This window comes from Occultella gossypii (assembly GCF_019947135.1).
GTDB lineage: Bacteria > Actinomycetota > Actinomycetes > Actinomycetales > Beutenbergiaceae > Occultella > Occultella gossypii.
Genome location: NZ_JAGSHT010000016.1, coordinates 1 through 13,997, shown reverse-complemented (window position 1 = coordinate 13,997; position 13,997 = coordinate 1). Strand labels below are relative to the sequence as shown.

At 72.5% G+C, this 13,997-nt stretch carries 10 protein-coding genes and 1 pseudogene; 6 read left to right on the top strand and 5 right to left on the bottom strand.

Translation table 11 applies throughout. From position 1 onward, the window contains the following. Nucleotides 1–27: 27 nt before the first annotated feature. The 3 genes from KCQ71_RS16630 to KCQ71_RS16620 all read left to right on the top strand — a co-directional run bounded on the left by KCQ71_RS16630 (nt 28) and on the right by KCQ71_RS16620 (nt 4,812). Nucleotides 28–1,710: an alpha-amylase family protein gene (locus tag KCQ71_RS16630; RefSeq protein ID WP_223407907.1), complete on the top strand. Its 1,683-nt coding sequence runs from the start codon at nt 28–30 to the stop codon at nt 1,708–1,710. 718 nt (nt 1,711–2,428) lie between these two features. Then, a complete protein-coding gene (locus tag KCQ71_RS16625; RefSeq protein WP_223407905.1) occupies nt 2,429–3,481 on the top strand; it encodes a semialdehyde dehydrogenase in 1,053 nt (350 codons plus the stop codon). Then, on the top strand, nt 3,478–4,812 hold the full coding sequence (locus KCQ71_RS16620) for an NAD(P)/FAD-dependent oxidoreductase (RefSeq protein ID WP_223407903.1): 1,335 nt from the start codon (nt 3,478–3,480) through the stop codon (nt 4,810–4,812). The genes KCQ71_RS16625 and KCQ71_RS16620 overlap by 4 nt, the downstream gene beginning before the upstream one ends. 66 nt (nt 4,813–4,878) lie before the next feature. Here the strand turns inward: KCQ71_RS16620 and KCQ71_RS16615 are convergent, their stop codons facing one another. Both KCQ71_RS16615 and KCQ71_RS16610 read right to left on the bottom strand, forming a co-directional pair. Beyond that, complete coding sequence (locus KCQ71_RS16615) at nt 4,879–6,618, bottom strand: pyruvate dehydrogenase (RefSeq protein WP_223408321.1); 1,740 nt, start codon at nt 6,616–6,618, stop codon at nt 4,879–4,881. A 113-nt stretch (nt 6,619–6,731) separates the two neighbouring features. Beyond that, nucleotides 6,732–7,202: an ATP-binding protein gene (locus KCQ71_RS16610; RefSeq protein WP_223407902.1), complete on the bottom strand. Its 471-nt coding sequence runs from the start codon at nt 7,200–7,202 to the stop codon at nt 6,732–6,734. Nucleotides 7,203–7,333: 131 nt separating this feature from the next. Here KCQ71_RS16610 and KCQ71_RS16605 point away from each other — a divergent pair, with 131 nt between their 5' ends. After that, nucleotides 7,334–8,197 carry an amidohydrolase family protein gene (locus tag KCQ71_RS16605; protein WP_223407900.1) on the top strand — a complete coding sequence of 288 codons (864 nt, stop codon included), beginning with the start codon at nt 7,334–7,336 and terminating at the stop codon, nt 8,195–8,197. 77 nt (nt 8,198–8,274) lie between these two features. Beyond that, on the top strand, nt 8,275–8,979 hold the full coding sequence (locus KCQ71_RS16600) for a hypothetical protein (protein WP_223407898.1): 705 nt from the start codon (nt 8,275–8,277) through the stop codon (nt 8,977–8,979). A 77-nt stretch (nt 8,980–9,056) separates the two neighbouring features. On the opposite strand, the gene KCQ71_RS16595 is transcribed toward KCQ71_RS16600, so the two are convergent. Next, nucleotides 9,057–10,658 (bottom strand): patatin-like phospholipase family protein, encoded by a 1,602-nt coding sequence (locus KCQ71_RS16595; protein WP_223407896.1) that lies wholly within the window; start codon nt 10,656–10,658, stop codon nt 9,057–9,059. Further along, nucleotides 10,655–12,463, bottom strand: coding sequence for a patatin-like phospholipase family protein (locus KCQ71_RS16590; RefSeq protein WP_223407895.1), 1,809 nt, complete (start codon nt 12,461–12,463; stop codon nt 10,655–10,657). Before KCQ71_RS16590 ends, KCQ71_RS16595 begins: the two co-directional genes overlap by 4 nt. Before the next feature lie 219 nt (nt 12,464–12,682). Here KCQ71_RS16590 and KCQ71_RS16585 point away from each other — a divergent pair, with 219 nt between their 5' ends. Continuing rightward, the gene (locus tag KCQ71_RS16585) at nt 12,683–13,588 is read left to right on the top strand and encodes a hypothetical protein (RefSeq protein ID WP_223407893.1); all 906 of its coding nucleotides are present in this window, start codon (nt 12,683–12,685) and stop codon (nt 13,586–13,588) included. 108 nt (nt 13,589–13,696) lie between these two features. Here the strand turns inward: KCQ71_RS16585 and KCQ71_RS16580 are convergent. Further along, nucleotides 13,697–13,997: pseudogene (locus KCQ71_RS16580) on the bottom strand (hypothetical protein); the annotation flags it as partial.

The window sequence follows — 13,997 nt, the reverse complement described above, 5'->3', positions numbered from 1 at the left end:
TGTGCCGACTCACCTGGAGCCATCCGAATGACCGCCGATCCGCGTCCGTCCGCCACCCACCGAGTCCTTCCGCTCCCGCACCCTGCCGAGCCGGTCGCCGTGTTCGTCCAACGCCTGCCCGGTGAACCGCTCACGGCCGCTTGCCCGGCGGGACCCGACCGCTGGGCGGCCGGCGGCGTCGAGGTCACACTGACGGAGGACGGCGGTGGTGCCGCCAAGGTCACCGTCGACTCGGCCACCACCGTCTCCCGGGTGGCGGTGCGCTGGTCGTACGCGCTCGCGGAGGACGCCCTGATCCTCGGGGACGCCTGGGAGCGCGGCTACGGCGACCTGCAGTGGCGGCATCATCAGAGCGAGCGGCTGCTGCCCTGGTACTGGCTCGCGCACACCCCGCACGACGGCGTGACCACCGGCTTCGGCGTTGACGTCGCCGCCGGCGCGTTCTGTTCCTGGTCGGTGGACGAGAGCGGGTTCACGCTCTGGCTGGACGCCCGCAGCGGCGGCGGGCCGACGACCCTCGCCGGCCGCACCCTCGAGGCGGCGACGGTACGGAGGTTCGGTGGGCCGGACGCGAACGGCCCGGGCACCGACACCACCGGCTCGCCGTGGCGAGCCGCCAACCTCGCCGTGGCCAAGATGGCGAGCCGACTGACCCGGGCGAGCTCCGCCGTCGGGCCGGTTGTCGGTGCGAACAACTGGTACTACGCCTACGGCACCGACTTCGACGAGGCGGCCGTGCTGACCGACGCCCGCACCGTCGTCGAACTTGCGGACGGGCACCCGGTCCGGCCGTTCAGCGTCATCGACGCCGGCTGGAGCCCGGGCGGGGTGGCACCGGGCGGACCGTGGGACGCCGGGTTGCCGGGTGTCTTCGACGACATGGCGGCGACGGCGGCCCGGATCACCGAGATCGGCGCGCGCCCGGGCCTGTGGACCCGGCCCCTGCTCGAGCGCGGCGCCGAGCCCGTGCACACCGCTCTCGGACCGGGTGGCCCAGGGGAGTGGGCGCTCGACCCGTCGGCGTCGGACGTGCTGGCCGGCATCGACGAGGACTTCGCGCGTTTTCGCGACTGGGGCTACGAACTCGTCAAGCACGACTTCTCGACCTATGACACGTTCGGCCGGTTCGGCCCGGCGATGGGCGCGAGCCTGACCGACCCAGGGCGGCGCCTGGCCGACTCGAGCCGCACCACCGCCGAGGTGCTGGTGGCCTTCTACCGCCGGATCCGGGAGGCGGCCGGTGACATGGTGGTGATCGGCTGCAACACGGTCGGGCACCTGGCCGCCGGGCTGGAGGACGTGCACCGCACCGGGGACGACACGTCCGGTCACGACTGGGAGCGGACCCGGCGGATGGGCGTGAACACCCTCGCGTTCCGGATGCCGCAGCACGGGCGGTTCTTCACGGCCGACGCGGACTGCGTGCCGTCCACGCCGCAGACGCCGTGGGAGCACAACCGGGTGTTCCTGAACCTGATCGCCCGGTCCGGCACCGCGCTGTTCTGCTCCATCGACCCGGCCACCCGGACCGACGCGGTGGACGCGGACCTGCGCGCGGCCCTACGTCTGGCCCTCGACGGCGGCGAGAGCGGCGGCATCGAGCCGCTGGACTGGCTGAGCACCACCGCCCCGCGGCGCTGGCGCACCGCCGACGGGGACCTCGAGGTGGACTGGACCTCGCCCTGGGGGTTGGAGCCCGGCGCCGGCTGAGCCGTTCGGGCAGCCGGGTCGGTTCCCGATCGTGAGGGGTCGAGACGTAGCCACCCGAGACGTCCCCGCTGACCGCGGCCGGGCTCCGTGATCGGGCCGCCCGCGCCGAGTCACTCCTCCTGCTCGGTGGCGGTCACCTCGTCCGTCCCCGGGGCCGTCCCCGGATTCGCCGCCGGATGACCCTCCACCCGGATCGCCGTCGGCCCCGAACCCGGTCGTCTCGACCGGGTGGTTCGCCGTAGGGGACCCAGGATCGTGCTTCGCCGCCGGTTGAACATGGTCGCTCGCCTTCTCGTGATCGGTGCGCCTGGAGCGCTCGACGGTGAGTGTGGGGACGCCGGCTGGCCCGGTCCTGGGCGGATCCTGAGAGGTCGCTGAGGGCGGCGCGAGGCGAGTCGGCGAGGCTCGGGCACGGCGATCGCGCCGGCCCCGACCTGGTTCCGCTGACCCGAGTTGCGGGTGGCGCGGGGTTCCATCGACGGTTCGCGTCAGCGGAGTCCCGGGGGTGCCGGCCCCGACCTGGTTCCACTGACCCGAGTTGCGGGTGGCGCGGGGTTCCATCGACAGTTCGCGTCGGTGGAGTCCCGGGGGTGCCGGCACGGGCGATCGCGCCGAGGGTGCCGGCACGGGCGATCGCGTATCAACGGGGCCCGGCCGTGCCTCTTCCTGCTACCCGGCCCCCACCGGATCCCCCGACTCCCCGAGAGGACCGACGTCGATGAGTGACGCCTCCTTCGCCTTCCTCGTCCACCCGCGCACCCGCCTCGCCCCGGACATGGGCCTGATCTGGGCGCCGCTGGCCCGCGTGCCGGAGCGCTACTACGACCTGGCACTGCGCCGGCTGCCGCTACGGCCGTTCACGATGGCCGGGGTCCAGATCGACAGCCGGCGGGTGGGGCGCATCGTGATGGTGCCCTACGGCGCGCGGCACCTGCTCGAAGAGCCCGTCGCGGGCCGCGCCCGGGTGCACCGGGCCGTCGACGTGGCCGCCCGCACCGGTGCCGACATAGTGGGCCTCGGGGCGCTCACCGCGACCGTGACCCGCGGCGGGTCGAGCCTGTCCGGGCGCGCCGACGTCGGCGTCACCAACGGCAACGCCTTCACCGCCGCCATCGTGGACACCCAGGCCCGCCAACTCCTGGACGACCGACCCGGCGCACCCGGCCGGCGCGTGGCGGTGGTCGGGGCGAGCGGCAGCGTCGGCAGCGCGGTCAGCGAACTCCTCGCCGCGGACGCCGCGGTCGACCACCTCAGCCTCATCGCCCGGTCCCGCCCCCGGCTCGAGGCGCTCGCGGACCGGATCGGCGGACGGGTGCCGACCTCGATCGGCACGGACCTGACCGGCCTGGCCGACGCGGACCTGATCATCCTGCTCACTGCCTCCGCCGACGCACTGGTGCGGCCCGAGCACCTGGCACCGGGCGCCGTCGTCCTGGACGCCACGCAACCACGCAACACCGCACCCGACCTCCTTGTCGCCCGCCCGGACGTGACCATCGTCGACGGCGGGATCGTGAGCATCCCCAGCCTGCGCCTGACCGGCGGGGACATCGGGTTGCCGAACGGCCGCGCGTACGCCTGCTTCGCCGAGACCGCGCTGCTGTCCCTGACCGGTCACACCGGGCACTTCTGCCTCGGCGTGCCGACGCTCGAGCAGGTCGCCCACACCCGGGCCCTCGCCGCGGACCTGGCCCACCTCGGCTTCACCCCCGCCGTCCCCACCTCCTTCGGCAGACCCCTGGCCGCGACCGGAACGAAGGTGGCGGCATGAACGCCCGGGTGGTGCTTCTCGGCGGTGGCTACGTGACCCTGTTCGCCTACCGCGCCCTGATGCGCCGGCTCGGCGGCCAGGTCCGCAGCGGCCGGGTCGAGATCGTCGTGGTCAGCCCCGACGACGCGCACAGCTTCCATGGCTTCACCGGCGAGGTGATCGCGGGGATCCTGCCGTTCGCGCGCACCCGGACGCCGCTGGCCGAGGTCATGCCGCACGCGCGGATCCTGTCCGCGCGAGCGGTGCACATCGAAGCACGGCAGCGCCTCGTCGAGATCGAACGCGTCGACGACGGCGTCCGCTCCGATCTCTCCTACACGGCGCTCGTGGTGGGTACCGGTGGGCGCGAGCCCGTTGGCCGGGTTCCGGGGATGGCCCACCACGGGCGCACGCTGCGCGGCCCGGGGGACATCCGGGCCCTCGCGGACCGCGTCGCGGCGGCCGTCGACGCACCACCCGGCAGCGCGGACCGGCGGATCCTCGTGGTCGGGGGCGGCCTGGCCGGCGTGGAGCTCGCCGCGGCCGCCGCCGACCGCGGCGCCGGCGATCTGCAGGTCACCCTGGTCCACTCCGGGCCACGGCTGCTGCCCGAGCTCGACGACCAACCCCGGCTCCGCGCCCGCGCCCGCGTCGAGCTGATCCGGCTCGGGGTCGCGGTGCGCACGGGGGCGCGGGTGGCCGCCGTCGACGACGGCGGCGCGCGCCTGGCCGACGGCACCTACCTGCGCGCGGGGACGGTCATCGCCACGGTCGGGCAGGCTCCGGTGCCTGTGCCCGGTCTCGAGGAGTTCCGGGACGAGCGTGGGCGGCTCGCCACCGGGCCGGACCTGTCCGTGAGCACGGGGATCTGGGCGGCGGGGGACGCCGCCCGGGTGGTCCGCCCGGGCACCCGCGAGCCCGTCCCCGCGAACGCGCTCTGGGCGATCAAGGCCGGCGCGCACGCGGGCGCGAACGTGGCCGCGTACCTGCACACCGAGCTCGGGCTGCCGGGCTACGCAGGCCGGGCGCGGCGGCCGTTCACCTATCGCGGGCTCGGCCGCGCGGCATCCTTCGGGCTCGGCCGCTCGATCAGCGAGCTCTACGGGATCCCGTTCACCGGTGCCTTGGCCTGGGTGTTGCGGATGGTGTTCTTCCTGCGCTTCATGCCGTCCCGACGGCGGGCGCTCGCCGTCGTGGGCGACCTGTTCTCCGTCCGTGGCCGGGTCCGTGGCGCCGAACGGCGCGGGGTGCTGCAGGTCGGGCCGAGGGCCGGTCAGGTGCAGTCCTCGGTGGGCCGGCGCGGCTCACGACCGGAGCCGGTGGCCTCTCGCCTGCCGGTTCGGCAGGCGTAGCGCACCGGTCCGGCTGACCACGGACCCTCGCCTCGATCCGGTTGGCGGGCCGCACTCCAGCGGTGGTCAGGGGCGTGGGATGTTCCGCAGGTTCGACCGGGCCATGGACATCACCTCGGCGCCGCCTCCGCCGAGGACGGCCTTGGTCATCGCGGTCGCGAAGCCCTTGATCTGCTTGCCGGTGATGCTCGGTGGGATGGACAGCGCGTTCGGGTTGGTGACGATGTCGATCAGCGCCGGGCCGGACCGCTCGAAGCCGCCGGCCAGGGCCTTGCGCAGATCCTTGGGGTGCTCCACCCGGACGGCCGGGATGCCGATCGCCGTCGCGATGGCCGCGTAGTCCACCGGGGGCGAGTCGGTGAACGCGGCCGGGAGTCCCTCGACGAGCATCTCCAGCTTCACCATGCCCAGACTCGCGTTGTTGAACACGACGACCTTCACCGGCAGGTCGTAGTGCCTGATCGTGATCAGGTCCCCGAGCAGCATGGACAGGCCACCGTCGCCGCACATCGCGACCACCTCGCGGCCGGGTTCGGCGAACGCCGCCCCGATCGCGTGCGGCATCGCGTTGGCCATGGAGCCGTGCAGGAACGAACCGATCACCCGGCGGCGGCCGTTCGGGGTCAGGTAGCGCGCCGCCCACACGTTGCACATGCCGGTGTCGACGGTGAACACGGTGTCCTCGCCCGCGGTCTCGTCCAGCTGTACTGCCGCGTACTCGGGGTGGATCGGGGTGGTCCGCTCCACATTCTTCGTGTAGGCCCCCACCACCTTGTCCATGAGGGTCTCCTGCTTCTTGAGCATGGAGGTCAGGAACCGGCGGTTCGACTTGCGTCGCACCAGCGGGGCAAGGGCGAGCATCGTCTCGCGGACGTCGCCGACCACGCTCAGGTCGAGCCGGGTCCGACGGCCCAGGTGGGCCGGCTCGATGTCGATCTGGGCGGTGCGCACGTCGTCGGGCAGGAACTGGTCGTAGGGGAAGTCGGTGCCGATGAGGACCAGCAGGTCGGCGGAGTTCATCGCCTCGAAGCAGGCACCGTAGCCGAGCAGGCCGGACATGCCGACGTCGAACGGGTTGTCGTACTGGATGACCTCCTTGCCGCGCAGGGAGTGCCCGATCGGGGCCGCGGCCGCATCCGCCAGCGCGATCACCTCGTCGTGGGCGTCACGGGCGCCGGCACCGACGAAGAGCGTCACCTTCTTCGCGCTGTTGATGGCGTCCGCCAGGGCAGCCACGTCCTCATCGCGCGGCACGACCCGTGGGCTCCTGCTCGTGACGCAGACCGTCGGAGCCGTCTCGGAGACCTCCGCGTCCGCGATGTCGCCGGGCAGGGTCAGCACCGCGACGCCGGGCGCGCCGATTGCGTGCGCGATCGCGGTGTTCGCGATCCGTGGCATCTGCGAGGCACTGGAGATCATCTCGGAGTAGACCGAGCACTCGGTGAACAGTCGGTCCGGGTGGGTCTCCTGGAAGAACTGCGTACCGATCTGGTTGGTCGGGATGTGCGAGGCGATCGCGATGACCGGGACCCGGGACCTGTTCGCGTCGTAGAGGCCGTTGATCAGGTGCAGGTTGCCGGGGCCGCAGGAGCCCGCGCACGCCGTGAGCTCCCCGGTCACCGTGGCCTCCGCGGCGGCGGCGAACGCGGCCACCTCCTCGTGGCGCACGGACACCCAGTCGATCCCGGCGGTGCGTCGGACGGCGTCGACCACCGGGTTCAGGCTGTCCCCGACGATCCCGTAGATCCGTTTCACCCCAGCGGACACGAGTTGGTTCACGAGTTGTTCGGCGACCGTGACGGCCATGGTGGAGTTCCCCTCCGAGCGGTGGTGGTGGTCCTCGTCCATTCTCCCGGGATCCGCCACCGGCGCCACCCGCGGGAGGGACGTGGCTCGGCCCGGACGCTGGTCCCGGAACGCTACACGGACCCTCCGCCGTGGCTTCCGCCGCCGCCGGCCAGCTCCTCGAGAGTGTCGGCGAGCTCGGCCACCGGGCGCCGACCGTCCAGCTCCACGCTCGCGCCGGCGCGCAGGAGCGGCTCGACTGTCTCGGTGTAGTGGGCGATCTCGGCCCGTTGCTCCGGGGTGCTGCCGTACGGGTTCTCGGTGCGGCGCCGGACCCGCTCGAGCATGACGTCGAGCGGTGCGCTGAGCAGGACCACGTGGTCGAACCGGTCGTAGAATCGGCCCTGGTTCTCGACCGTGCCGGACAGGAACAGGTCCGGATGCTCGTCCAGCAGCGCCGTGATGAGTGGCTCGTCCCAGGTGGCGTCCGGGAGCACCCAGCCGCCCTCGTCGGTCTCGACCGTGAGGTGCCCGCGACGGCGCAACTCGGCCAGGACGGTCGTCTTGCCGGTCCCGGACATGCCCGTGATGAGGATGCGCGCCATGGGGGCATTGTTGCCCGCTCCATGTCGGAAGCGACCTCTGCCACGCTCGGGGTGCATGTCGCCCGCCGGCCGTGCCCCGAACGGCGAGCCGGGTTGCCCGAGGGGTGGACCCGGGGTCCAAGATGTGACCCATGAGGATCGACGCCCATCACCACGTATGGGACCTGGCCGTGCACCCGCAGGACTGGATCGGCCCGGAGCTGGCACCGGTCATCGGCCGGGACTTCGACGTGGAGCAGTGGTTGGCCGCCGCCGAACCCACCGGGGTGAGCCACGCCGTCATCGTGCAGACCGTGCCGCAGGACTCCGAGACGCCGTACCTGCTCGACCTCGCCGCGCAGCATGAGCACGTGCTCGGCGTGGTCGGCTGGGTGCCGTTCGGTGCCCCGGACCTGATGGAGCGGCTCGACGCGCTGGCCGACCACCCGGCGTCGGATCTGCTCGTTGGGCTGCGGGACCTGAGCGAGCAGCGCGCCGACCCGGCCTGGCTGGCCGGACCGGAGGCGGCGCGGACGTTCGCGGCCGCCGGTGAGCGCGACCTGACCATCGATCTGCTCGTGCGCGGCGAGCACCTGGCTGCGGCGGCCGAGGCGGTCCGGGCGCATCCGGACACCTCGTTCGTGGTCGACCACCTCGCCAAGCCGGACCTGGACCAGAGCACGCCTGGGGAGTGGGCCGCCTTGATCGAGCCGCTCGCCTCGGCTCCGAACGTTGCGCTGAAGTTCTCCGGCTACGCCACCCAGACGGCGGACCTGGGTGCCGCCGACCTGACCCTGGCCGGTTATCTCAACGCGGCCCTCGAGGCGTTCGGTCCGCGACGGATCATGTTCGGCAGCGACTGGCCGGTCTGCCTGATCGGCGGCTCCTACGCCCAGGTGGTCGCGGCGGCCGAGGCGGCGCTGGAGGTGGTCGACGCCGACGACGCCCTGCGTGGGGAGTTCTTCACCGGCGCCGCGACCCGGTGGTACGGACTGGACCCGTTGGAGGCTGCCTGACCGCCGGGTCGGGGAACCCGCGCCGGGCGCCACGCGTTGAACAGAGGGAGACATCTCCCAGCCCGGAAGGATTCATCATGGGCCTGCTCGACCGGATCCTCGGCCGCGAGCCGAACGACTACGACCCCTATCGTGCCAACCAGCAGCCCGGGCGCCAGGCGTACGGGCATCCCCAGGCCGCGTACGGCCAGCCCTCCTCGGCCGGGCAGAACCACGCCCGACGGACCCCAGACCAGGTGGCGATCGACCGGTACCGGTACCTCGTGAGCACCGCACCACCCGAAGCCGTGGAACAGGCCCACGCCGAGGCGTTCTCCCGGCTCACGCCGGAGCAGCGGCGGCAGGTGCTCGACGACCTCGGTGCCGTCGTCCCGCCGGCGGAACGGGCGCCGTCGGACTCTCCGCAGGACCTCGCGCGGATGGCGACCCGCGCCGAGGTGCGCGAGCCGGGCACCCTTGAGCGCACCTTCGGCGGCCAGCGCGGCGGTCCCGGCTTCGGCGCCATGATGGGTTCCAGCCTGCTCGGCACGATCGCCGGGGTGGTGATCGGCTCGGCGGTGGCGAATGCCCTGTTCGGCCCCGCGTTCGCCGACCCCACCCAGGCCGTGCCGCAGGATGCGGCCGCCGATGGTGGCACCGAGGCAGGGGCCGACGGCGGCGCTGACGCGGGTGCGGACGGTGGCGTCAGTGATGCGGCGGCCGACGCAGGCGGGGGCGACGCCGGCGGGCTGGGTGACTTCGGTGGCGGCTTCGAGGACTTCGGCGGCTTCGGCGACTTCTGAGCAATGCTGCACGCAGCCTGCGGTGGGAGCGGCGTGGTCCGGTCCCTGTCGCCCGAGCTGCCGTGGGCTCGGGCACCTCAGACCCAGTTCGGCTCCTCACCGACCGGGTAGCCGTGCCGTTCCCAGGTGCGCCACCACGATGCGGCCCCCGGCGGGAGCGTGGCCGGGTGCTCCTCCAGGAGTTCGCGCAGCCGCAGCTTGAGCTCGACGAGTTCGGCCATCGGCGGACGGGCCAGGGCCGGGTCGCGGGCCGGATTGAACATCTCGTCCTCGGTGGTCCAGATGAGGCGGCGCAGGTTGATCACGTTGCGGGTGTGCTCGTGCACCTCCGCTGACGCGTCCGAGTAGACATCACGGGCGCGCAGGTACCCGTAGTCCATCGCGATCGAGACCAGGCCCGGCTCCACGGTGAGCAGGTCATGGATGTCGAGCTCGGGCTGGATGACCATGGCCCCGGCGGTCTGCGCTCGTCGGATCTCGTCGAGCTGGATCTCGTCGGTCATGATGCCGAAGCCGCTGCGCATCACGATCTCCAGCATGTCCTTGTCCGCGTAACCACCGTCCCACGGCAGCCCGGCGGGGGAGGCGACCACCGCGAAACAGCGGGTCACGCCCAACTCGGACACCGCGATCTCGACGGGCAGGGACTCCCGTGCTCCGCCGTCGACGTAGTGCTGGTCGTTCAGCCGGACCGGCGCGAAGACGGCCGGGATCGCACACGAGGCCCGGATCGCCTCGATGAGGTCGACCGGGTCCTCCTCGGGCAGCAGCGCGTCGACGCGGTCGCGCAGGCGCCCGAGCTCGTCGACGTAGCGCAGCTCGCCGGACTCCAGCGCCACCACCGCGGCTCGGAACCGAACCCCGGAGGCCGCCAACAGGCTGGGGTCGAACAGCCGTGGGTCGGAGACCCGGTCGACCAGCGGACCAGGGCGGAAGGCGGCGCGCTCGGTCTGTGCCCCGGTCAGGATCGTCTGCACGTCCGTGCTGGTGCGGCTGGCCTCCCAGATCGTGGCGAGCGTGTCCAGGACGTTGCCCGAGGACCACAACGGCGTGTGCTCGGGTGGTGTCTGGTCATGCTCTGCCGTCACCAACGCGACGTCGGCCGGCGCGGGCCTCGTCGCCTCCTCGTGGTGCTCGGCCTGCCGTGCGGTCAGTCGCTCCACCGCCTTGATCGGGCCCTGCAGCACGGACGCGAGGTTGGTGGTCAAGGCGGTGCGGTTGCCCGGCCGGTGCCGCAGCGCCATCACCTTGCGCCAGGTCGGCATGTGCTCGCGGAGCTTGGTGAACCAGGGCAGCTCCTCGAACAGGTCCGAGCTGCTGCGCATCCCGAGCCAGAGCCGGCGCAGATCCGCGACCGCCTCCCGCTGCCCGGCCTGGTCGGAGTACTGGGCGATCACGGCCGTCAGGATGGATCCGGCCGACGTGCCGGTCATGACCTGTGGGGCGAACCCGTCCTGCTCGTAGAGGTAGGTCAGCGCACCGATCTGGAAGCTCGAGCGCGCGCCGCCGCCGGAGACGACGAGACCGACGACCTCTTCCGGCGCTGCCGGTTCGACGGGCTCGGCGGGACTGGGATCGGGACCGGGGGCGGCGGCCCGCCCATCCGGCACGGGTTCGCCTCCGAGCATACGGATGAGCCGATGCCGCAGACTCGTGGTCACGTCCGGTGCACCGGTCATGACTCAAGGGTAGGAGAGGATGCCGGGTCCGTGTCGAGCCAGTCGGGCGTGGCGGTGATCGGGGTGGTGTGCCTCTCCCACGTGCGCCACCAGTCGCGGGCACCGGGTGGCAGGCGCTCTGGTGGGACCTGCGCGACCAGGTCGCGCAGCCCGTACTTCAGTTCGGCGAGCGCCGGTTCGAGCTGTGCGGGCTCGCCGGAACCCGGGTCGACGGCGGTGCCGAGGCTCGCGGTCGGCGCACCCGGGGCCGTGGCTGGCTTGGGCCCGGCGAACATGTCGTCCTCCACGCTCCAGATCAGGCGGCGGAGGTTGATGACGTCCCGGGTGCGGGCGTGCTCGGCCTCGGTGGCGTCGGCGCACACGTCCGCGGCCCGCAGGTACCCGTAGTCCATCGCGATGGCGATCAGGCCCGGCTCGATGGTGATGATGTCGTGGATGTCCAGCTCGGGGTCGATCACCGTGGCGCCGAGAGCGCGGGCCTGCTCGACCTCGTTGGCCTGGATCTCGTCCGGCATGATCTCGGCGGCCGCGCGCATCACGATCTCAAGCAGTGGCTTTCCGTGGAAGTCCTCGGCCGGGGGAAGCCCGACGGGGTTCGCGGTCACGACGTAGCAGCGCTCCACCCCGAGGTGGGAGTAGGCGATCTCGACCGGCACATTCTCGCGGACGCCGCCGTCGACGTAGGTGCCCTCGTTCAGCCGAACCGGGGGCAGGCCGGCGGGGATCGCACAGGAGGCGAGGATCGCCTGATCGAGGGCGACCGGGTTCTCGTCGAGGAGCTGGTCGGCGGCATCACGAAGGCGTCCGGCGCCGTCGACGTAGCGCAGCTCGCCGGACTCCAGGTGCACGGTGGCCAGGCGCAGCTCGACGCCGGAGGTCGCCGGCAGACCCGTATCGAACACCGCTGGGTCCAGCAACTGGTCGATGATCGGGCCCACCACGAACGCGGACCGCTCCCGTGCTGCGCCCCGGAGGACGACGTTCACGTCCGGCCCGGTCCGGCCGACGTCCCAGAGCGCGGAGAGGAGTTCGAGCGGGCTGGACCCGGCGGACGCCGGGTCGTGCTCCGGCGGAACGTACTCGGTTGCGCCCGGCACCGCCGTGGTCGCGGCGTCACCGTCTGCGGCCCGGTCCACGCCCGGCCGGTCGGTCGCAGCCGCTACCTGGCCCGCGCCTGCCCGGTCGGTCGCAGCCGTTACCTGGCCCGCGCCTGCCCGGTTCTCTGCCGCCATCCGGGCACGTTCGGTGAGCCGGTCCACCGCGCGACGTGGGCCGGCGAGGACCGTGCTGAGGTTCTCGACGAGCGAGACCCGGTTCGCCGCCCGCTCCTGGATCGCGGCAAGTCTGCGCCAGGTGGGCATGTCCTCGCGAAGCGCGGTGAACCACGGCAGCTCGGCGAACATGTCCGAACTGGTGGTCATGCCGAGCCAGATCCGGCGTAGTTCGGCGACCGTGCGCTGCTGCCCGGCCAGGTCGCCATGCTGGGCCAGGATGCCCGCCAGGACCGACCCGGCGGATGTGCCCGTGATGACCGACGGCGTGATCCGCTCCACCTCGTAGAGGTAGGACAGTGCCCCGATCTCGAACGACGACCGGGCGCCACCGCCGCCGAGGACGAGGCCGACCAGTGGCTCGACCTCGGCTTCCGCCGTGCCCGGCCCGGGCCTCGGGGCGTTCGCGGCCTCGCTCAGTGGGCCGCTCGCGCGGTCGGGCCCGATGCCGGCGGTCGGGGACGCGGGGACGCCTCCGAGCAACCTGATCAGTCCGTGGCGTGCTGATCGCAGCAGAGCGGCTGGGGTGCCCATACCCGCACTGTAGGGGTAGGGACGGACGTGGGTGCCGGGGTCGCAACGCCGCAGCGGCTCCCGCGGGCACGCGAGTTCTCGACGCAAGCACCGGAATGTTCCACCCCCGTCGCGCTGGCCCCGGGGTCTGGGCGCGGTGACGATGGAGGTCCGGTCGACGCGACTACTCCTCCGTTTTGGCGTCGCGAACCGACACCCGACCTGTTCTGCGAGGACCCGATGAGCACTGTCACCCACGGCGGCGACGTCGATGCCCTGATCGCGACCGCGAAGGCCTACGCCGCCGGCGCGGAGCAGCTCCGTACGATCTGCGTGCGCATCACGGTCGGCCTGTGCCACACGATGATCTGGAACGGTCCGGACGCCCTCGCCGCGCGAGCCACTTGGGAACAGGAGTGGTCGCCGGCCCTCATGCGAGCGTCGACCGCGCTGATCGACGCCGGTCTGGAGCTCGTCGAGCAGGCCGAGGACCAGCTTCGCGCGAGCGGCGCGGACACGGCCGGATCGGGGCACGCAGGTGTGGGCGCGAGTGCCGCGGGAACCACGGCGGCCGGCACGGCGGCCGGGAGCGTGGGCGGGGAGACTCCGAGCCGGTTCGGCGATCTACGGACCAACCTCGAACGGTTGCGCTCGTTCGCGATGAACCTGCCGGAACTGGCTGTGCAGGCACGCACGCTCCGGGTATTCGGGGACGTGGCGAACAACCTGGCCACGGCCGAGGTCGCCCGGGAGTTCATCGAGGCAGGCTTCACCAACGCAGAGCGTGTGGGGCTGGCTGGACTGTCCGGCCTCGGCACCGTCTTCGACGCTCACGGATTGGTGACCGGCATCGAGGACGGCGACGCGACTGCGATCGTTCAGAACGGCACCTCTCTCGGCATCACCGCGGCGGCGCCTTGGATCGGCTCGGCGGTGTCCGGTGGGGTGGGGGCCGCGTGGGGCGTCGGGAGCGTGGCCGGCGGCCTGATCTATGACGGCATCCAGGGCACCCGGTACAACGAGATCCTCACGGACATGACGGACGAGGCGTTCAAGGAGAACGGCGTCCTCGGCATCGCCCAGGTGCCCGGACTGCTCGCGTTCGCGGCATGGGAAGCGCTCACCGAGGACGACGCTGGCGAGTAGCCGCTGGCGGAGGACGACGCTGGTGAGGAGCCGCTGACCGAGACTCCCGCCGACCGAGACTCCCGCCGACCGAGACTCCGGGCCGACTGGTGGCTCCGGCCGGCTCGGTTAGAAGGGTGGGGGTTCGTCGGGGTCGATGGGTCTGGGGTCGGGGGTGTGGTAGCGGGTTTTGCCGTTGCTGCCGGGGTGGTGGAGGTCGCGACTGAGTTTGGTCAGCGTGCCGTTGGGGTCGCGTTGGTAGGTGTGGCCGGTGGGGGTGTGCCAGGTGATGGTGCCGTCGGGGGCGCGTTCGTAGGAGAACTTGCCGTGGGTGACCAGGACGTGGTCGCGGCGGCACATCGGGTCGAGGTTGTCGTCGCTGGTGGGTCCGATGGGGTACGGGACGCGGTGGTTGAGTTCGGTCTGGCGT